Below are 18,579 nucleotides of genomic sequence, written 5' to 3'. Positions count from 1 at the left end.
TGTCTTGTTTTGCGGCTTGAGGAACGCACAAGGCGACGGAGGCCCGGACGCTATCAGCCTAGAGACCCAGTTCTGCGGGCACTGGCAGATCCTTGTCCAGCAGGTTCCTGGCGAGGAAGTGCTCGACCACGCCGTACCAGACCTTGGCGTGCTGCGGCTGCAGGATCCAGTGGTTTTCGTCCGGGAAGTAGAGAAAACGGTGCTCAGTCTCGCCGTTCTCGTCGGCCGCGAGCCTGGACTTGGAGAGGAGCTCGTACCAGAGGCGCAGGCCCTCGCCGATCGGGACGCGGTAGTCCTTGTCGCCGTGGATGACGAGCATGGGGGTGCTGATGTTCTCCACATGCAGGTGCGGGGAGTTCTCCAGCGCCATCTCGGCCGTCATCTCCTTGAGCCAGTATTGCGCGGCGTCCGTGGTGGGACCGAACTGGTCCAGCGCCCAGAGGCTGGCGTGGGTGACGATCGCCTTGAACCGGCCTGTCTGGCCGGCCACCCAGTTGGCCATGTAGCCGCCGAAGGAGCCGCCCATGGCGGCGGTGCGGGTCTCGTCGATGTCCGGCCGCTGCACCACGGCGTCGGTGATGGCCATCAGGTCGGTGAACGGAGCCTTGCCCCACGCGCCCCAGCCGCGCTGGATGTGGTGCTGGCCGTACCCGGTGGAGAGCGCAGGGTCCGGCAGCAGCACAGCATACCCCCGGGCCACCAGCAGCCAAGGGTTCCAGCGCCACGTCCACGCGTTCCAGGATCCGAGCGGGCCGCCATGGATCCAGAGCAGCAGGGGCGCGGGGCTGCCGGCCGAGGCCCCTTCAGGGAGCGCGAGGTACGCGGGCACGCGGGTGCCGTCTGCCGCCGTCGTCTCCACCCGCTCCAGCAGGCCCTTGTACGTCGGGCGCTCAGCGGGGGCAGGGAGCCGGACGGCTTCCCCGCTGGCGAGGTCGATGCGGACCGCTTCCGGCGGAAATTCGTAGGAGCTGCGCAGCGCATAGGCAGCGCGGCCGTCCGGGGCGACCACGACGTCGGTGTAGGCGGCGGTGTCGGCGGTCAGGCGCACGATCTGGCCGGCTGTGTCGTCGCCGCTCACGCTGATCCGGAAGACCGGCGAGGCGCCGTCCTCATCGGCAGTGACGAGCAGGGCTGATCCGTCCGGCAGCCAGGCGGCGGGCCGTGGCCAGCGGTCCCAGCCGCCCGCCAGCGGCGTCAGCGCGGCGTCGCGCGCCGCTTCAGTTGCGGACGCAGTGCCGGAGAGGTCGAGCAGGTGCAGCTTGACCTGCGGGGCCGCCCCGGCCGTGGTGTCGCTTTCGCTGAGCACCACAAGGGTCCGGTTGTCAGGGCTCACCGGGCCGGGGAAATAGCTCATTCCCTCGGTGTCCAGCACGACGGTTCGGGTGCCGCTGGCAACGTCAATCGCGACGAGGACGGACCGGGAATTGGCGTGCGCGAGCGGCTTTGCGAAGCTGCTGTAGATGGTCTTGCCGTCCGGGCTGACGACTGACTCTGCATCGCGAAGGCCGGCACCGGCGTCGGGCGTCAGGTTGCGGAGCTTCAGCGGCGCCGCGGCGTCAACGGTCGTGGGCCTGCCCGGTTCCCTTACCTCGCCGGGTTCGACGGCGAAGAGCCTCGGCTGGGCGGGCCCCAGGTCGGCGTCCCAGTAACGCACGGGATAGCCGCTGTGCAGGATGGCGGCGACTTTGTTGTCCTTGCGCACCTTGCGGCGTTCCTCGTCGCCGTCCTCATCCGCGGACCCTGCCAGGACGGAGGCGTTGACAAAAAGGGCCCCCGATTCCTTCGCAGCCAGCAGCGCGCTGACTCCGCCGGCCCGGGTGAGCACGACGCGGGCCTCGCCGCCGTCCGCGGGCAGCATCCACAGGGCGTTGACGGGGTCCGCGTCGGGGGTTTCCGGGTCCGGACGCGCGGAGCTGAAGTACAGCTCGCCGCTGGCGGCGAAGACGGCGCCTGCCTCGCCCTTGGCGCTGCGGGTGATGCGGCGGGCGTGCTTCTGTCCCGCGGGATCCAGTTCCCACAGGGCGGTGCCGTATTCGGTGCCTTTGGCGTTGAGCGTGGCCACGGTGGTGACCAGCCGCGTGCCGTCCGGGCTCAACGCCAGTCCCGCCACCCTCGGGATCGCAAGGTAATGGTCAAGGTCGTGGAAGGGTGTCTCGGGTTGTTCGCTCGGGGACTGCGTGTCAGGAGAAGCCATGCCCCCGATTCAACACCCCCTGCAGGCCAGATCACACCCCGTTCACTCAGAGTGAAACACTACTTTCACATTGAAATGTCCCGGAATCGCTGGGGGCTATCAGCGACTGCTGGCATGATGAAGCCATGAACCCTGAAAAGTCCCTGCCTCGACGTTCCCTCTTGCGCGGTGCCGGTGCCATGGGCGGCAGCGCCCTGGCCCTCTCGTCCTGCGCCGCTTCCACGACCGACACCCCGGCTTCCACTGCCGCAGCCGGCACCTCTGCCCCGGCCGGCACCGCGGTCAGGCTCGGCAAGCTCAGCGACGTGAAGGTGGGCGGCACAGCCACCGGAAAAATGGACGGCAAGACGGTGGTGATCTTCCGTAAGGATGAGCAGACTGTCCTGGCGTACGACGCGACTTGCACGCATGCCGGCTGTCCGGTGGCTCCTGCCGGAGAAGACTTCGAATGCCCTTGCCACGGTTCCTCCTTCAAGGGATCCGACGGCAGCGTGGCCAACGGTCCGGCACAGGCGCCACTGGCCAAGCTGAAAGCGGCCATCGACGGCGAATGGATCACCGTCAGCGTCTGACACCGCCATTCCGCGCTAGCGCCAAAAGGCCCCGGCCGCTTCCTTGAAGGAAGCGGCCGGGGCCTTTTGGCGTGGCGCCCTGGCGGTTGATGCCTAGACGCTCGGAGCGATCTCCGGGATGCGTGGCTTCGTGTTGCCGGCGAAGGTGAACTTGGCGTCGTCGCCTTCGCCGTCCACATCCACTACAACAATGTCGCCGGCATGGATTTCGCCGAAGAGGATCTTCTCGGAGAGTTGGTCCTCGATCTCGCGCTGGATGGTCCGGCGCAGCGGCCGGGCACCCATCGCGGGGTCGTAGCCGCGGGTTGCCAGCAGGATCTTGGCCGCGGGCGTGAGCTCGATGCCCATGTCCTTGTCCTTGAGGCGCTTCTCCAGCCGGCCGACGAACATGTCCACGATCTCGATGATCTCGTCCTGGGTCAGCTGCGGGAAGACCACAACGTCGTCAACACGGTTCAGGAACTCGGGACGGAAGTGCTGCTTGAGCTCCTCCGTGACGCGGGCCCGCATCCGGTTGTAGCCGGTCTGCGTGTCCGTGCCGGACTGGAAACCGGTGGCAACGCTCTTGGAGATGTCCCGGGTGCCGAGGTTGGTGGTCATGATGATCACGGTGTTCTTGAAGTCCACAACGCGGCCCTGGGAGTCGGTCAGTCGGCCGTCTTCCAGGATCTGCAGCAGCGAGTTGAAGAGGTCGGCGTGCGCCTTCTCCACTTCGTCGAACAGGACCACGGAGAACGGACGACGGCGGACCTTCTCAGTCAGCTGCCCGCCCTCCTCGTAGCCCACGTAGCCCGGAGGGGCACCGAAGAGACGCGACACCGTGTGCTTCTCCGAGTACTCGGACATGTCGAGGGTGATCAGGGCGTCCTCCTCGCCGAAGAGGAATTCGGCCAGGGCCTTGGCGAGCTCGGTCTTGCCGACGCCGGTGGGACCGGCGAAGATGAACGAACCGCCCGGACGCTTCGGGTCCTTCAGGCCAGCACGGGTGCGGCGGATCGCCTGGGACAGGGACTTGATGGCCTCGTCCTGGCCGACAACGCGCTTGTGCAGCTCGTCTTCCATCTTCAGCAGTCGCGAAGACTCTTCCTCGGTCAGCTTGAAGACCGGAATGCCGGTGGAGTTCGCCAGAACCTCAGCGATCAGGTCCTCATCAACTTCGGAGACGTCGTCCATGCCGCCGGTCTTCCACTGGCGTTCCTTCTCGGCACGCTCGGCAATGAGCTTCTGTTCCTTGTCGCGCAGCGAGGCGGCACCTTCGAAGTCCTGCGCGTCTATCGCGGATTCCTTCTCCAGCTTCATGGCGGCGATCTTCTCGTCCATGACCTTGAGTTCCGGCGGGGCCGTCATCCGGCGAATGCGCAGCCGCGCACCGGCCTCATCGATCAGGTCGATCGCCTTGTCGGGCAGGAAACGGTCCGAGATGTAGCGCTCGGAAAGGCTCGCTGCCGCGGCGAGGGCGCCGTCGGTGATGGTGACACGGTGGTGAGCCTCGTAGCGGTCGCGAAGTCCCTTGAGGATCTCGACCGCGTGAGCGACAGAGGGCTCCTTGACCTGGATCGGCTGGAAACGGCGTTCCAGCGCGGCGTCCTTCTCGATGTGCTTGCGGTACTCGTCCAGCGTGGTGGCACCGATGGTCTGGAGCTCGCCGCGGGCCAGCATGGGCTTCAGGATCGAGGCCGCATCGATGGCTCCCTCGGCGGCGCCGGCACCCACCAGGGTGTGGATCTCATCGATGAAGAGGATGATGTCGCCCCGGGTGCGGATTTCCTTGAGGACCTTCTTGAGGCGCTCTTCAAAGTCACCGCGGTAACGGGAACCGGCCACAAGGGACCCGAGGTCCAGCGTGTACAGCTGCTTGTCCTTGATGGTCTCCGGAACGTCGCCGCGAACAATCGCCTGGGCAAGGCCTTCGACGACGGCGGTCTTGCCGACGCCGGGCTCACCGATCAGCACGGGGTTGTTCTTGGTGCGGCGGGACAGGACCTGCATCACGCGTTCCATTTCGGATTCGCGCCCGATGACGGGGTCCAGCTTGTTCTCGCGCGCAGCCTGGGTCAGGTTGCGGCCGAACTGGTCCAGGACGACGGAACCGGCAGGAGTGCCTTCGGCCAGGCCCGGGCCAGCACCGGTACCGGTGGTTTCCTTGCCCTGGTAGCCCGAGAGCAACTGGATGACCTGCTGGCGGACGCGGTTGAGGTCCGCACCGAGCTTGACAAGCACCTGGGCGGCAACACCTTCACCCTCGCGGATGAGGCCGAGCAGGATGTGCTCCGTGCCGATGTAGTTGTGTCCCAGCTGCAGGGCCTCGCGGAGCGAGAGTTCCAGGACCTTCTTGGCGCGGGGGGTGAAGGGGATGTGTCCGGACGGGGCCTGCTGGCCCTGGCCGATGATCTCCTGTACCTGCTCGCGGACGCCGTCGAGCGAAATGCTCAAGGACTCAAGGGCTTTGGCAGCAACACCTTCACCTTCATGGATCAGACCCAAGAGGATGTGTTCAGTACCAATGTAATTGTGGTTCAGCATGCGTGCCTCTTCTTGGGCAAGCACAACCACGCGACGGGCACGGTCAGTAAATCGCTCAAACATTTCGCCACACTCCTAGCTACGACGTACTTTGATGCTACGTGGCCCGGTTCAAAATTTGGGGCTTGTTCGCCACAGGGGAAACCGGAGCGCCGCAGACGCGTCACATCGGGGCGCAAACGCCGGCCCGCCGGAGCCGGCGACGGCACCGGCTGGCCTTGCCCTGCGGCGGCGAGTGCCCGACCGTCTGCCTGCGTGATCAAATCCGGGCCCGGCGCGCTCCTGCCCAGTTACTTCCGCCGAAACCCAGAATGATCGGCGCGCCCGCGCGTCCCGCCCCCTTCTTTGACCGGCAACTGGGCTGGAACGTACGGAGGCGGCTCCAGCACTTGCGGGCACACACGACAATGCCCCCGACCAAAGCGGGGGCAAAGTCATCGGTATTGCGCCGCCGCGCCGTGTCCACGACGAGAGGTTCTTCCTTGACAGCTAGGAATTCGCCTTTTGGTAGGCTTCCTGAATTTCAGCCTGGATGCGTCCGCGGCTGTTTACCGCATAGCCGTTATCGCGGGCCCATTGACGGATCTGGGCGGAGTCCTGGTTCCGGCCGGACGATATTTTGCTGCGGGTTGCGCGGCCGCTCGACGTCTTGCGTGCGTGGGTGACAAACCGCTCAACTGCAGAGCGCAACTCGGAAGCGTTCTCCGCCGACAGGTCGATTTCGTAGCTGACTCCGTCGAGGCCGAACCGGACGGTTTCGTCCGCGGATCCGCCATCTAGATCATCAACGAGGATGATTTTTACTTTCTGTGCCATTAAAGACTCTCTTTCCAAAAGGGATGAGTATTTAGGAAAAGCAGGATTTACCTGCCTAAAAGTATCCTCCGCTTTATGGCAACGAGTCAAAGTGAAAAAGAGTTTCCGAAGGAAAACCCAAGGTCGAATAGCCCGCTATTAGTTCGGGCCGTTGGAATGGCCTTCGTTGCGGAGCGTATCGGGCGCCTGGGCCATTTCGTCAGCTTCCGCCTGGGCCCGCGCTTCGGCCTGGCGTTCGGATTTGTCGGCATTGAAAATCGATTTCATGGCGAACCAGAAAATCAGGCCGACGACCACGGAGGGAAGCAATACGGCGATGTACTCCATGGTCAGTGTCCTTCGGGCTTCAGCAGAGGGAACAATATTGTCTCGCGGATGCCGGCCCCGGTGAAGAGCATCACGAGCCGGTCGATGCCCAGCCCGATGCCGCCCATTGGCGGGGCACCGTATTCCAGGGCCCGCAGGAAGTCCTCATCCAGCTGCATGGCCTCCACGTCGCCGGCGGCGGAGCGGCGGGACTGCTCGGTGAGCCGTTCGCGCTGGATCACCGGGTCAATGAGCTCGGAGAACGCCGTGCCGCGCTCCATGCCGCCGATGATGAGGTCCCAGGCCTCGATCAGCCGGTCGTCCTCGCGGTGCTGGCGGGCCAGCGGCTGGGCGGAGGGCGGGTAGTCGTAAACGAAGGTCGGGTTCAGCAGCGTCGGTTCGACGAGTTCACCGAAGAGTTCCACCACGAGCTTTTCGGCATCCCAGCTGGCGTCGACCTTGACCTCATGCCTGGCGGCGAGCGCCAGCAGTTCCGACGCCGGGGTCTCCGGGGTGATTTCCTGGCCCACGGTTTCGGAGAGCCCCGGGTAGACCGCCATCCAGGCCCAGTCGCCGTCGAGGTTGATCTCCCCGGCCTCGGTCTGCAGGACGCGGCCCACGCCGGCGGCGTCGGCGGCCTCGAGGATGAGTTCCTTGATCCGGTCCGCCATGACGAACTGGTCGGCCCACGCCTCGTAGCTTTCCAGGGTGGTGAATTCCGGGCTGTGGGTGGAGTCCACGCCCTCATTGCGGAAGACGCGGCCCATGTCGTAGACCCGGTCGATCCCGCCGACAACGGTGCGCTTGAGGTACAGCTCGGTGGCGATCCGCAGCGTCATCTTCTGGTCGAACGCGTTCATGTGCGTCTCGAACGGACGGGCCGTGGCGCCGCCGTGGACCAGCTGCAACATGGGGGTTTCCACCTCGACGTAGCCCTGGCGGTGCAGTGTCTCGCGGATGGAACGGGTGATCGCGGCCCGGGTGTAGACCATTTGGCGGGCTTCGTCGCGGACAATGAGGTCCACGTAGCGCTGGCGGACGCGGGTCTCCTCGTTGAGCTCGGCGTGCAGGACGGGCAGCGGGCGCAGCGCCTTGGACGCCATCGACCAGGACCCGGCCATGACTGAGAGCTCACCGCGCCGCGAGGAAATGACCTCGCCCTTGATGAAGACGTGGTCACCCAGGTCCACCAGGGCCTTCCAGTCTGCGAGCGCGTCCTCGCCGATGTTGGCCAGGCTCAGCATGACCTGAAGCCGCACGGCCTTGCCGTCCACGCCGCCCTCCTGGAGCGTGGCGAAGCAGAGCTTGCCGGTGTTGCGGATGAAGACGATGCGGCCGGTCACGCCGACGACGTCGCCGGTGGTTTCGTCGGCCTGGAGGTGCGCGTACTTCTCCCGGATTTCACCCAGCGAATGGGTGCGCTCAACACCCACCGGATATGCCTCGACGCCGCGCTCGATCAGCTTGGCGCGCTTCTCCATGCGGATGCGGGTCTGCTCGCTGGCTTCATGGGAATCGGCGGCGGTATTCGGGGCTGCGGTGTTTTGGGAAGTCACAATCCCCAAGTTTACCGGGGATTCTGATCGGACCGGTCCCGTTCGGCCATGGACTCGGGGCTGTGGAGACGCGGACCATCGGCACCGGCGACGGCGAGGGGCACCTCGGGCTGCGTTCCTTCCGGCCAGGGGCGGGCCCGGTAACCGCCGCAACCGCGGCCCCCGCCGCTCCGCCCGGATCCCATCCCGGACAAGCGACCTGGGCAGCGCCGGGGCCGGGAATCGTCGTCGTGCACGGCGGCACGCTTCCTGCTCGCCGGCGAATGGAGCCCGCGGCCCCTCCCGGCGCGCAGGCGACGGCTCAAGCTGGGCCGCTGAGCGGCGCGCCTTTACAATCGGTGGGCGACCCTCTCGAAAGGACCCCCTTGGCCAAGCTTTACTTCCGCTACGGCGCAATGAACTCCGGCAAGTCCACGGGGCTGCTGCAGGCCGCCTTCAACTATGAGGAGCGCGGCCAGCGGGTCCTGCTGGCCAAGCCGGACGTGGACACCAAGGGCGACGCCGACGTCGTGTCGCGCCTGGGCATGACCCGGTCGGTGGACTTCCTGATCCCGGCCGGGTCGTCCGCCCGCGAGGTGTTCACCGCCCACGCCCACGGGGACGACCCCGACGCACTTCTGGAGCACGTCGACACGCAGCCGGTGGCCTGCCTGCTGGTGGACGAGGCGCAGTTCCTCGAACCGGCCCAGGTGGACGACCTGTTCCGGATTGCCGTCCTGGACAACGTTCCCGTGCTGGCCTACGGCATCCGCACGGACTTCCGCACCCGGGCGTTCCCGGGATCGCTGCGGCTCCTGGAAATCGCGCACACCCTCGAGGAACTCAAGACCATCTGCCGCTGCGGACGCAAAGCCATCTTCAACACCCGCCGGGCCGGAGACCGGGTGGTCTTCGACGGCGACCAGGTCGCGATCGACGGCCAGGACGTCTGGTACGAGTCGCTGTGCGGCTCCTGCTACCTCGAGGTCTCCGGCGGGCGGCTGGGCGGTTAGCCCCCGGCGTCCAGGAACCCTACTACGCCGTAGCGGCAGCCTCGGCTAGGCTCTGACCATGACCCGCGAGAACATCAGAACCCCCGACGGCGGAACGATCGAGCTTTTCAGCACGGGTGCCGAACTGGCCTCGGCGGGCTCCGGCGTCGTCGTCGTAGCGGCCTCAATGGTGACTGCTGCCGACTACACCCGCTTCGCCCAGAAGCTCAGCGCGGCCCTGGGGCGCCCGGTGCACACCTTCAACCGGCGCGGCCGCGGCTCCTCGTCGCCGCAGCCGGAGGACTACACCCTCGATGTGGATATCAAAGACCTCGACGCGGTGATGAAGCACACCTCCAGCACAGACATTTTCGGGCACAGCTTCGGCGGCGCGGTGGCGCTGCACGCCGCCCGCACCCTGCCGGTGGAGCGCCTCGCCGTGTACGACCCGGCCGTCTCCGTGAACCACAGCGTCACCGCGGACTGGACCACCGAATATGAGAAGGCGACGGCGGCCGGCGACGACGACCGCGCCCTCGCCGTCCTGCTCCGGGGCCTCGAAACCGGCAGCGCCCTGTCCCGGATGCCGCTGTCCATGCTGACCCTGGCGAACAAACTGGCCGCCGGCACCCCGCTCGGCAAGCAGATGCGCGAGCTGATGACGACCGGGGTCCGGGAGATCAAGGCCATCATCGCCGCCGATATGCCGGCCGAGCCGTTCCTGGAGCTGCCGCTGGAAACGCTGATCATTGTCGGCGAGAGGAGCCCGGCGTACTTCGGCGTGGCCTGCGCCCAGATCCACGATGTCCTCTCCGGCTCCAGCTACACGGTCCTGCCGGGCATGGGCCACGACGGCGTCAACAAGGCACCGGACAAGCTCATCTCCGAACTCAGCGAGTTCTTCGCAAGCTAGCTCCTACGCCGCACCAACCCAACGCGGGGTCACTTCGCGTCCCTTCCGGGCGGCCGGATGGGCGCTAGGTGACCCCGCGTTGGGTTGGGCGGGCCTGGACCGGATTAGCGTGAGGCGGCGGCGGGTTGGTCCACTGCTGCGGGGTGGTCCACGGCTGCGGGGTGGTCCACGGCGGGGGTCTTGCGCATCATCGCGGACAGGACGACGGCGGCGACGGCGATGACCGATGCCGTCAGGAACGCGGCGTGCATTCCCGCGACCATTCCCGCGCTGGCGGACACCACCGCGTAAATCGAGACGAGCAGCGCCGTTCCGGCGGCCCCGGCAACCTGCTGCAGGGTGCCCATGATGGCCGAGCCGTGGGAATACAGGTGCGGCGGCAGCGGGTTCAGCCCGGTGGTGAAAGCCGGTGTGAAGATCAGAGCCAGCCCCAGGCTGAGGCCCACGTGCAGCGTGACGATCCACCCGACCGGCGTGCCCGCATCGAGCAGGGAGAACTGAAACAGGGCCACCACGAGCAGGGAGGAGCCGGTGACAGTCAGCGGCAGCGGGCCGACCTTGTCAAAGAGCCGCCCGATGAACGGGCCCAGCAGGCCCATCGCGAGGCCTCCGGGCAGCAGTGCCAGCCCGGTTTCCAGCGACGTCAGACCGCGGATCTCCTGCAGGTACAAAGGCAGGAGGATCACGGAGCCGAACAGCGCGATCATGGCCACGACGAGCAGCAGCACGGACACCGTGAACATCCGGAAGGTGAACGCCCGCAGGTCCAGCAGGGGCGCCTCGGACTTCTGCAGCCGCAGCTGGCGGAGAACAAACACCACCATGGCAATGACGCCCACGGCCAGGGCAACGATGGCAGGCGAGCCGCCCTCGCCGCCGATCTGGCTCAGGCCGTAAACGATCCCGCCGAATGCGGGGACGGTCAACAGTACGGACAGGACGTCAAGCCGCGTCTTTTCCTTTTCGCCGATATTGGTCAGGTACCGGCCGCCGATGGCGAAAGCGGCCAGCGCGATCGGCAGGACAAAGACAAACAAGAAGCGCCAGGAGAAGTGCTCAAGGATCAGTCCGGACACGGTGGGGCCCATGGCCGGCGCCACCGAGATGGCGATGCTCACGTTGCCCATCACGAAGCCGCGGCGTGACACGGGGACCAGGGTGAGGATAGTGGTCATCAGCAAGGGGATCATGATGGCCGTGCCCGCGGCCTGGACGATCCGTGCGAGCAGGAGGATTTCGAATCCGGGAGCCAGCGCCGCGAGCAGCGTGCCGCTGGAGAACAGCCCCATGGCCAGCATAAAAACAGCGCGGGTGGACAGCCGCTGCAGGATGAAGCCCGTCGTGGGGATCACGATGGCCATCGTGAGCATAAAACCGGTCGACAGCCACTGCACGGTAGGGGCGGTGACGCCAAGATCCACCATCAGGCGCTGCAGTGCGACATTCATGATGGTTTCGTTCAGGATCACCACGAACGTGGCGACCAGGAGGGTGGCGATGACGGTGACCGATTCCCGGGACATCTTTGCCGGCGGCGCGGCGGCCTCCGCGGCGGCCTGGGCCTGCGCGGGATCGCCGGGGGGCTTTGAAGAGACGTCAGTAGGCATAGGGATTTCCCTCAGGGAGTTTTGAAGTGGGGTCGGCGAGCGTCGCCGCTACAACAGGTGCCAACCTGCGATGCACCACGGTAATTCCCCGCGGTGGAGATAATTTCCGCGCCCGGACTGCAACGCGGGGTCAGATATGGTCCATGGACGGCCTCGGCATGGGCCGTATCTGACCCCGCGTTGCTTGGTGGTGGTGGTGGTGGTGGTGGTGGTGGGTGTTAGGTCAGGAATCCAGCGGGACGTTGTCGATCAGCCGGACCGGACCGACCGTGGCCGCGATGATTGCCAGGCCCTCGCCGCGGAACGGGGTCTCCCGGCAGTTCTCGGCCAGCGGTTCCAGGGTGCGGGGATCCACCACCTCGAAGTAGTCCAGGTCCACGAGCGGCTGGGACTCCACGAGCGCCCGCGCGGATTCAAGGTCCAGGGGCTGGTGGGCGTTGGCCCGTTCCTCGACCAGCCGCAGCGCCCGCGAGAGCACCAGCGCCGCCTGGCGTTCCCCGGCGGAGAGGAAGCGGTTGCGGCTGGAAAGCGCGAGGCCGTCGGCGGAGCGCACGATCGGCACAGGGACGATCTCCACCGGGAAGTTCAGATCCTCCACCATGCGCTGGACCAGGGCCAGTTGCTGGGCATCCTTTTGGCCGAAGTACGCCCGGTAGGCCGGCAGTTCCGGACCCGCGGCCGCGCCGGGCGTCCCGTAGTGCAGCAGTTTGGCCACCACGGTCAGTGCGCCGTCGAAGTGCCCGGGGCGAGACGCACCCTCCCACTTCTCGGCCACCGGGCCGGCGCTGATCCGGACGCGGGGTGCCCCGCCCGGGTAGACCTCGTCCACGTCCGGAGCGAACACCAGGTCCACCCCCACCGCGTCCAGCAGCGCCAGGTCCGCCTCGAGGGTCCGGGGGTACCGGTCCAGGTCCCCAGCCTCGCCAAACTGCAGCGGGTTCACGAAGATACTCACCACCACGACGTCGTTCTGCTCGACGGCGGTGCGCGCCAGCTCGGCGTGCCCCTCGTGCAGGGCGCCCATGGTGGGCACCAGGCCCTGCGAGGTGCCGCCCCTTTCCTTGAGCAGACGGGCGCTTGCATCCCGGAGCCGGGCAGCCGTGGTCACGAGTTGGATCGCCAAAGTCAGGGACCTTCCTTAGGTTTGCGGGCCGTCGAGGTCCGGGCCCTCGAGCGCCTGCGTGATGTCGCCGAGTTGCTCCGGCTTCAGCAGTCCCCGGCGTTCTGCCCGGCGGGCCGTCGCCCGGGCCAAGGCCAGGTACGCCTCCAGAATATCGCCGCCGGAGCCGCCGTCGTGTTCCCGCAGGGACTCGGCGTGCGCGGCAACGGTGCCTACATCGCCGCGGGCCACCGGCCCGGTCAGAGCCGATTCGCCCGAGGCCAGCGCGTTCTCCAGGGTCGCCCGCAGCAGCGGTCCCAGCATGCGTTCGGGGGCGTCGACGCCGACTTCCCGGAGCAGCTGCGAGGCCTGCGCCACCAGGGTGACGAGATGGTTTGAGCCGTGCGCGAGGGCCGCGTGATAGAGCGTGCGGTCGGCCTCGGCAATCGCGACCGGCTCCGCGCCCATCTCCACCACAAGGGCCTGGGCAATCGGCAGCATCGCGGCGTCCGCGGTGACGCCGAAGGTGCAGTCCAGCAGCCGGGTCAGGTCCAGGCTCATCCCGGTGAAGGTCATCGCAGGGTGCAGCGCCAGCGGGACGGCGCCGGCGGCGCGGACAGGATGCAGGATCCCGACGCCGAAGCGGCCGGACGTATGTGCCACGAGCTGGCCGGGCTGCCAGGCGCCAAGCTTCGCCAGGCCCTCGATGAGCGGGCCGAGCGCGTCGTCGGGGACGGCCAGGAGCACCAGCTCGGCGCGCTCGACGATGTCCTGCACGTCCAGCACCGGGACGCCCGGAAGCAGCGTCTCCGCGCGTTCGCGGCTGGCGTCCGAGACCGCGGAGACCCCGATGATGGCATGCTCCGCGCCGCGCAGCGCCGCCCCCAGGACGGCGCCGACCTTGCCGGCGCCGATGATTCCGATGCCGAGTCGTCCTGGTTTAGCCATGCTGCCGGTCTTCCTGACTGTTGGGTTCTTCGGTGCGGGAGGATCCGGCCATGAGCGGGCGGACCTGGTCCAGCCAGTGCTCGCTGGTCTGGCGTTTGCGCGCGGCCCGGGCCCGGGCCGCCTGTGCATCCAGCAGTGCACGGCCCTCGTCGAGGCCGGCCTGGATCAGCCGCGGGGACACCGGCCCGGCGGTGGTGTGCAGCACCAGGTCCACCACCCGGAAGCGCCGGGCCAGGGGTCCCTGCTCCATTGCCATGGATTGGGTGCGCTGGTGCGGGACCACCACGAGGTGCCGCCACCAACGGCCCGAGCGGATCAGCAGGGCCGTGTCAGTGGCGGTGAATCCGTTGCGCCGCCAGCCCAGCGGGGCCAGCAGCCGGGCGCGACGCGGGGTGGTGACGAAGCCGCCGTCGTCCGCCCCGGAACCCGCCGGCCCGGAACCCGCCACCCCGGCGGTGAAGATACGCTCCGGGTCCGGGGTGCCCGGATCGGGCAGGACCAGGGAGATCATGGTGAGCACGTCGGGGAAGGTCCCCACCGGCAGGAGCGTGGTCCGGGATGAGGTCTCGCCATCGCTTCCCGCCGCGCCGTAGCCGGCCACATTGACCTGGATCCGGTACCAGCCGAAGATCCGCCACAGCGGCGGCTGGCTGACCCGCAGGGCCTGGATCCGGCCCGGCGGCAGGGTCTGCGCCTGGGTGTCCAGCAGCCCGTAGCGCAGCCGGATGCCGTCCGGGGAAATGGCCGCGGTGAAGTTGTAGCCCCTGTTAATGGAGTTCCAGTAGGCGGCCACCATGCCCAGCACGGCCGGGATCAGGAACAAATAGAAGCTGCGGTTCTCGGTGACGGCGGAGAGCGCCACCGAGGCCAGCCCGCCGATGACGACGACGACGCTCTGCTCGCTTAGGAGCAAGGATCCGATAAGGAGCCCGGGCGGGACGGTGAGCACGGCATGTTCGGGCGCCTCCGCTGCGGCGGCCCCCTGCTGCGCGGGGTCCGGCACCACACCGGAGGCGCGGGCCAGAATCGTGGCCCGGAGCTGCCGCGCTTCGTCCATGCGGAGGTAGGCGAGCCGCACCGCGGACTCGCCGGCGTCGGCGACCTCGAACTTAAGCTCGGCCAGCCCGAAGATCCGAGCGAGCAGCGGCTGCACGATGTCGATCGCCTGGACCCTGTCCAGCCGGGCCTGCCGCTGCTGTTTAAAAAGGAATCCGGTGTTGATCCGGACATAGCCTTCCGCCACCTGGTAGCGGGTGAAGTACCAGCTCAGGACGTAGCCCGCCCCGGTGAGCAGCAGCAGCACCCCGCCGCCGAGCAGCAGCCACGGGGCCCGACCTGCGAGCTGCTCATCGACGAGGGGGCCGCCCTGGAGCATCCGCTCGAAGGTATCCCGGAAGAAGAAGAAGACAATTGCGGCCAGCGCAAGCCAGCCGCGCACGAACGGTGAGGCCGGGTGCACGCGCAGCCACGCGCCGTCGGGGGTTCCCGCGCCGGCGGACGCGTCCGGGGCCACGTCCGGCTTCACGGTGTTCCCCTCACGGAAGACCTCACAACGGACCCGTCACAGTCCGGCCAGCCGGGCTTCACCACGGGCGGAGAGCTGCTCGCGGAGCCGCGCGCCCTCCGCGGCGGGCAGGCCCGGGATTTCCGCGTTGGTGCCGGCGGAGGCGGTGTGCAGTTTCAGCGTGCACAGGCCCACGCCGCGTTCCACCGGACCGGCGCCGATGTCCACGTACTGCATCCGGCCGTAGGGGACCACGAGGGTGCGCTGGAAGAAGATGCCGCGGCGGATGAGCAGGTCATCTTCACGCTCGGCGTAGCCGATGGAACGCACCTGGCGGGGAATGAGCAGGAGCCGCCACAGCGCCAGGACCAGCATCACGGCCGGGATCGCGACGGCCAGCCAGAGCGGGAAGGTTTCCCACCGGCCGTTGACGACGAGAACCAGGGGAACGCACAGCAGCCCCACGACGACGAGGTTGGCCAGCGCCCAGCTGGCGAGCCGCACCGTGACGTATTTTGGCGAGACACGCAGCCATGTGATGCCAGGGGGATCAATCGCCTCGGTACGCATATTCGCCTTCCGCTTTGGGTTTGCGCTTTTCCGCCCGGCCCGGGGCCGTTTCGCCGTCGCCCTCCTCGGGCGGTATCCGGCAGAAACGTTCCACCATCAGGCCAGCCCCGATCATGGCCAGGCCGCCGCCGGCCATGGCGAGGGCCTGCCAGGCGATGGTCTGGTCACTGCGCAGGTTCCAGAGGCGCAGCTGGTCAACGAAGATCCCGGCATGCCAGCCCAGCAGCAAACTGCCGGTGTAGGCACAGGCCTGGGCGAGGACGAGGGTCAAGGCGGCCAGGATCGGGTTGAGCATTTTTTTCTTTTTGCCGTTCCGCCAGCGGAGGACCCGGATGCCCAGCACGAGGGTGAGCACCACAATCACGCCCATCGTGATGAGTCCGGTGAGGGGCAGCACAGGGGTGCTCAGCCCGTAGCGGGTGCTCAGCACGGCGGCCAGCCAGCCCAGGATCGCCACGGCCACGCTGATCGCCAGCAGCACCAGGGGGCTGGTCAGCTTCATCACGCGAGATCTCCGGACGCGCCGTGGAGGTTTTCGAAGCCGTCGAAGGGCACGAGGTCGGCGAAGTCGGCGGCCCTGGCGGCGAGCTCGCCGACGCGTTCGCCGTTGAGCTCGGCGCCGGGGTCGATGAGCGACCACGGGTAGAGCACGAACGCCCGCTGGGCCGCGCGCGGGTGGGGCAGGGTCAGCTCCGGGTCGGAACTGGCCAGCTCCCCGTAGGTGATGATGTCCACGTCGAGGGTGCGCGGGCCCCAGTGCTCGCCGCGGACGCGGAGATGTTTCCGCTCCACCGCGTGGCAGTGCTGCAGCAGCTCACGGGGCGCCAGCGTGGTCTCCACGGCGATCACCATGTTGAGGAAGTCCGGCTGGCCGGCCGGCCCGCCGACGGCTTTGGTCTGCACGATCGGCGAGATGGCCAGGAGGCGGACCTCGGGCGGGTCGACGATGTCCGCGACGGCCGCCGAGAGGGTGTCGTTGCGCGCCCCCAGGTTGCTGCCGAGCGCGAGCACGGCCCGGGTGTAGCTCATGGCTGTTCCTCCCGGGTCCGCCGCACGCTGACGGAGACGTCGCCGAATTCGACTTCGATCGGGGCCTTGGGTTTGTGCACGGTGATGTCCACGGCGGCCACGGGGAACTTCGCCAGCACGTCCCCGGCGATCCGCACGGCCAGCGCTTCGATCAGGTTCAGCGGCTCCCCCGTGATCCAGCCCCTGATGCATTCGGCCACTTCACCGTAGTGCGCGGTGTCGAGCACGTCGTCGGAGGCGGCGGCGCGGCTGAAGTCCAGGTGCAGTACGGCATCAACCACGAACGGCTGGCCGTTGCGCCGCTCGAAATCCAACACTCCGTGGTGGCCGACGGCGGTGACGCCGCTCAGCGTGATCTGGTCCATGGTGGCCTGTCGGTTCAGTTGTCGCCGGCGGCCGGCGCAGCTGGTGGCTGCGCCGGGGTCATGCGGGCGGCGACCTTGACGGCGTCGAGGCTGGGGCCGACGTCGTGCACGCGGACCGCCCAGGCGCCCCGGTGGGCGCTGATGGCGGAGACAGCGGCGGTGGCGGCGTCGCGTTCGGCGGGCGGGGCAGCCTTGCCGGCCACGGTCAGGAGGCTGCCGAGGAAGCGCTTGCGGGAGGCCGCAACGAGCACCCTGTGGCCCATGGCCTGCAGGACGTCGAGGCGGCGGAGCAGTTCCCAGTTCTGCTCCTCGTTCTTGGAGAAGCCCAGTCCCGGATCCACGATGACCTGTTCCGGTGCGACGCCGGCCGCGTACAGCTTGTCGCGGACGCCGGCAAGTTCCGCGGCCACGTCTTCCGCAACGTTCCCGTACTCGGTCAGGGAGTCCATCGTGCTGGCGTTGCCGCGGCGGTGCGTGAGGATGTACGGGGCTTTGCTGCGGGCCACCAGTTCGGCCATCGCGGGCTCCAGGCTCAGCCCTGAGACATCATTGATGATGGCGGCGCCGGCGTCCAGCGCCGCTGCGGCGGTGGCGGCGTGCGTGGTGTCGATGCTGACCAGGGCCCCGGCCTTCACCAGCGCCTGGATCACGGGCAGCACCCGGCGCTGCTCCTCCTCGACGCCGACCTCGGCCGCTCCCGGGCGGGTGGATTCACCGCCGACGTCGATGATGTCGGCACCGCCGTAGAACATCCGCAGGCCGGCGGCGATGGCGGTGTCCGCGGCGGCGTACTTGCCGCCGTCGCTGAAGGAGTCCGGGGTGACGTTCAGGATCCCCATCACGAGCGTCCGGTCCGTGGGGAGGTTACCGAATGTGGCGGCCGGGCGGGACTTGCGCAGGACGGGAAGGGGCGAAGTCGCCGGTCCGGTTCCGGGGGTTGCGGCTAGGGAGTCCATCTGTGTTCTTACCTTCCGATGATGAGGCTCATGGCTTCGGCACGGGTGGCCGGGTCATGGAGTTGCCCGCGTACCGCGCTGGTGACGGTTTTGGCGCCGGGCTTGCGGATGCCGCGCATGGACATGCAGAGGTGCTCGCATTCGACGACGACGATTGCGCCGCGCGGCTTGAGGTGGGTGACGAGGGCTTCGACAATCTGGGTGGTGAGGCGTTCCTGGACCTGGGGGCGGCGGGCGAACATGTCCACCAGCCGCGCCAGTTTGCTCAGGCCGGTCACTTTCCCGTCATGCGAGGGAATGTAGCCCACATGGGCGACCCCGTGGAACGGCACGAGGTGGTGCTCGCAGGTGGAGTAGAACGGGATGTCCTTGACCAGGACGAGTTCCTCGTGGTCCAGGTCGAAGGTGGTGCCCAGGATTTCCGCCGGATCGTGGTGGAGCCCGGCGAACATCTCGGTGTACGCCTTGGCGACCCGCCTGGGGGTGTCCAGGAGGCCGCTGCGGTCCGGGTCCTCGCCGATGGCCAGCAGGATCTCACGGACAGCCGCCTCGATCCGGGGCTGGTCCACGGCGGGGCCGGGGACGGGCGCTCCCGCCGCCACAGGACCGGTGGCGGGAGCGTCGTCGTCGTCGTTGAAGAAAGAAGTCAC

General features: G+C 67.8%; 18 protein-coding genes. 3 read left to right on the top strand and 15 right to left on the bottom strand.

The window, feature by feature from the left end; translation table 11 throughout:
• Positions 1 to 58 precede the first annotated feature (58 nt).
• Positions 59 to 2,194, bottom strand: a complete 2,136-nt coding sequence (locus tag ACZYX4_RS13035; protein WP_463876510.1) for a S9 family peptidase — start codon at positions 2,192 to 2,194, stop codon at positions 59 to 61.
• A gap of 125 nt (positions 2,195 to 2,319) precedes the next feature.
• Between ACZYX4_RS13035 and ACZYX4_RS13030 the strand changes: the two genes are divergently transcribed.
• A complete protein-coding gene (locus tag ACZYX4_RS13030; RefSeq protein WP_463876508.1) occupies positions 2,320 to 2,766 on the top strand; it encodes a Rieske (2Fe-2S) protein in 447 nt (148 codons plus the stop codon).
• 93 nt (positions 2,767 to 2,859) lie between these two features.
• Here ACZYX4_RS13030 and ACZYX4_RS13025 read toward each other — a convergent pair whose 3' ends face one another.
• The 4 genes from ACZYX4_RS13025 to lysS form a co-directional block, all read right to left on the bottom strand.
• Positions 2,860 to 5,352: an ATP-dependent Clp protease ATP-binding subunit gene (locus tag ACZYX4_RS13025; protein ID WP_463876506.1), complete on the bottom strand. Its 2,493-nt coding sequence runs from the start codon at positions 5,350 to 5,352 to the stop codon at positions 2,860 to 2,862.
• 426 nt (positions 5,353 to 5,778) lie between these two features.
• Positions 5,779 to 6,105, bottom strand: a complete 327-nt coding sequence (locus ACZYX4_RS13020; protein WP_463876504.1) for a histone-like nucleoid-structuring protein Lsr2 — start codon at positions 6,103 to 6,105, stop codon at positions 5,779 to 5,781.
• A gap of 138 nt (positions 6,106 to 6,243) precedes the next feature.
• Positions 6,244 to 6,432 (bottom strand): hypothetical protein, encoded by a 189-nt coding sequence (locus tag ACZYX4_RS13015; RefSeq protein WP_463876502.1) that lies wholly within the window; start codon positions 6,430 to 6,432, stop codon positions 6,244 to 6,246.
• 2 nt (positions 6,433 to 6,434) lie between these two features.
• Positions 6,435 to 7,967: a lysine--tRNA ligase gene (gene lysS, locus ACZYX4_RS13010; RefSeq protein ID WP_463876500.1), complete on the bottom strand. Its 1,533-nt coding sequence runs from the start codon at positions 7,965 to 7,967 to the stop codon at positions 6,435 to 6,437.
• A gap of 365 nt (positions 7,968 to 8,332) precedes the next feature.
• On the opposite strand from lysS, the gene ACZYX4_RS13005 reads away from it, so the two are divergent.
• Both ACZYX4_RS13005 and ACZYX4_RS13000 read left to right on the top strand, forming a co-directional pair.
• Positions 8,333 to 8,959, top strand: a complete 627-nt coding sequence (locus ACZYX4_RS13005; RefSeq protein ID WP_463876498.1) for a thymidine kinase — start codon at positions 8,333 to 8,335, stop codon at positions 8,957 to 8,959.
• Between the two features lie 58 nt (positions 8,960 to 9,017).
• A complete protein-coding gene (locus tag ACZYX4_RS13000) occupies positions 9,018 to 9,851 on the top strand; it encodes an alpha/beta fold hydrolase (RefSeq protein WP_463876496.1) in 834 nt (277 codons plus the stop codon).
• 104 nt (positions 9,852 to 9,955) lie between these two features.
• Here ACZYX4_RS13000 and ACZYX4_RS12995 read toward each other — a convergent pair whose 3' ends face one another.
• The 10 genes from ACZYX4_RS12995 to folE all read right to left on the bottom strand — a co-directional run bounded on the left by ACZYX4_RS12995 (position 9,956) and on the right by folE (position 18,579).
• The gene (locus ACZYX4_RS12995) at positions 9,956 to 11,458 is read right to left on the bottom strand and encodes a DHA2 family efflux MFS transporter permease subunit (protein WP_463876494.1); all 1,503 of its coding nucleotides are present in this window, start codon (positions 11,456 to 11,458) and stop codon (positions 9,956 to 9,958) included.
• A gap of 223 nt (positions 11,459 to 11,681) precedes the next feature.
• The gene (gene panC, locus ACZYX4_RS12990; RefSeq protein ID WP_463876492.1) at positions 11,682 to 12,581 is read right to left on the bottom strand and encodes a pantoate--beta-alanine ligase; all 900 of its coding nucleotides are present in this window, start codon (positions 12,579 to 12,581) and stop codon (positions 11,682 to 11,684) included.
• Between the two features lie 15 nt (positions 12,582 to 12,596).
• Entirely contained in the window at positions 12,597 to 13,505 is a 909-nt protein-coding gene (locus tag ACZYX4_RS12985) for a Rossmann-like and DUF2520 domain-containing protein (RefSeq protein ID WP_463876489.1), read from the bottom strand.
• A complete protein-coding gene (locus ACZYX4_RS12980) occupies positions 13,498 to 15,030 on the bottom strand; it encodes a PH domain-containing protein (protein ID WP_463876487.1) in 1,533 nt (510 codons plus the stop codon). Before ACZYX4_RS12980 ends, ACZYX4_RS12985 begins: the two co-directional genes overlap by 8 nt.
• A gap of 36 nt (positions 15,031 to 15,066) precedes the next feature.
• Positions 15,067 to 15,579: a PH domain-containing protein gene (locus tag ACZYX4_RS12975; protein ID WP_463876485.1), complete on the bottom strand. Its 513-nt coding sequence runs from the start codon at positions 15,577 to 15,579 to the stop codon at positions 15,067 to 15,069.
• The gene (locus ACZYX4_RS12970) at positions 15,560 to 16,081 is read right to left on the bottom strand and encodes a DUF3180 domain-containing protein (RefSeq protein ID WP_463876670.1); all 522 of its coding nucleotides are present in this window, start codon (positions 16,079 to 16,081) and stop codon (positions 15,560 to 15,562) included. The genes ACZYX4_RS12975 and ACZYX4_RS12970 overlap by 20 nt, the downstream gene beginning before the upstream one ends.
• Positions 16,081 to 16,608, bottom strand: a complete 528-nt coding sequence (gene folK, locus ACZYX4_RS12965; RefSeq protein ID WP_463876483.1) for a 2-amino-4-hydroxy-6-hydroxymethyldihydropteridine diphosphokinase — start codon at positions 16,606 to 16,608, stop codon at positions 16,081 to 16,083. Before folK ends, ACZYX4_RS12970 begins: the two co-directional genes overlap by 1 nt.
• Positions 16,605 to 16,973, bottom strand: a complete 369-nt coding sequence (folB, locus tag ACZYX4_RS12960; protein WP_463876481.1) for a dihydroneopterin aldolase — start codon at positions 16,971 to 16,973, stop codon at positions 16,605 to 16,607. Before folB ends, folK begins: the two co-directional genes overlap by 4 nt.
• A 14-nt stretch (positions 16,974 to 16,987) precedes the next feature.
• A complete protein-coding gene (folP, locus tag ACZYX4_RS12955; protein WP_463876479.1) occupies positions 16,988 to 17,929 on the bottom strand; it encodes a dihydropteroate synthase in 942 nt (313 codons plus the stop codon).
• 8 nt (positions 17,930 to 17,937) lie between these two features.
• Entirely contained in the window at positions 17,938 to 18,579 is a 642-nt protein-coding gene (folE, locus tag ACZYX4_RS12950) for a GTP cyclohydrolase I FolE (protein ID WP_463876477.1), read from the bottom strand.

This window comes from Pseudarthrobacter leeuwenhoeki (assembly GCF_055412885.1).
The sequence above is the reverse complement of the archived record's forward strand: the minus strand, read 5'-3'. Positions and strand labels throughout refer to the sequence as shown.

Coding starts and splice junctions, on each gene's coding strand:
- ACZYX4_RS13035 (WP_463876510.1), bottom strand. CDS start 2,194: ATGGCTTCTCCTGACACGCAGTCCCCGAGCGAACAACCCGAGACACCC.
- ACZYX4_RS13030 (WP_463876508.1), top strand. CDS start 2,320: ATGAACCCTGAAAAGTCCCTGCCTCGACGTTCCCTCTTGCGCGGTGCC.
- ACZYX4_RS13025 (WP_463876506.1), bottom strand. CDS start 5,352: ATGTTTGAGCGATTTACTGACCGTGCCCGTCGCGTGGTTGTGCTTGCC.
- ACZYX4_RS13020 (WP_463876504.1), bottom strand. CDS start 6,105: ATGGCACAGAAAGTAAAAATCATCCTCGTTGATGATCTAGATGGCGGA.
- ACZYX4_RS13015 (WP_463876502.1), bottom strand. CDS start 6,432: ATGGAGTACATCGCCGTATTGCTTCCCTCCGTGGTCGTCGGCCTGATT.
- ACZYX4_RS13000 (WP_463876496.1), top strand. CDS start 9,018: ATGACCCGCGAGAACATCAGAACCCCCGACGGCGGAACGATCGAGCTT.
- ACZYX4_RS12995 (WP_463876494.1), bottom strand. CDS start 11,458: ATGCCTACTGACGTCTCTTCAAAGCCCCCCGGCGATCCCGCGCAGGCC.
- ACZYX4_RS12985 (WP_463876489.1), bottom strand. CDS start 13,505: ATGGCTAAACCAGGACGACTCGGCATCGGAATCATCGGCGCCGGCAAG.
- ACZYX4_RS12975 (WP_463876485.1), bottom strand. CDS start 15,579: ATGCGTACCGAGGCGATTGATCCCCCTGGCATCACATGGCTGCGTGTC.
- ACZYX4_RS12970 (WP_463876670.1), bottom strand. CDS start 16,081: ATGAAGCTGACCAGCCCCCTGGTGCTGCTGGCGATCAGCGTGGCCGTG.
- folK (WP_463876483.1), bottom strand. CDS start 16,608: ATGAGCTACACCCGGGCCGTGCTCGCGCTCGGCAGCAACCTGGGGGCG.
- folB (WP_463876481.1), bottom strand. CDS start 16,973: ATGGACCAGATCACGCTGAGCGGCGTCACCGCCGTCGGCCACCACGGA.
- folP (WP_463876479.1), bottom strand. CDS start 17,929: ATGGACTCCCTAGCCGCAACCCCCGGAACCGGACCGGCGACTTCGCCC.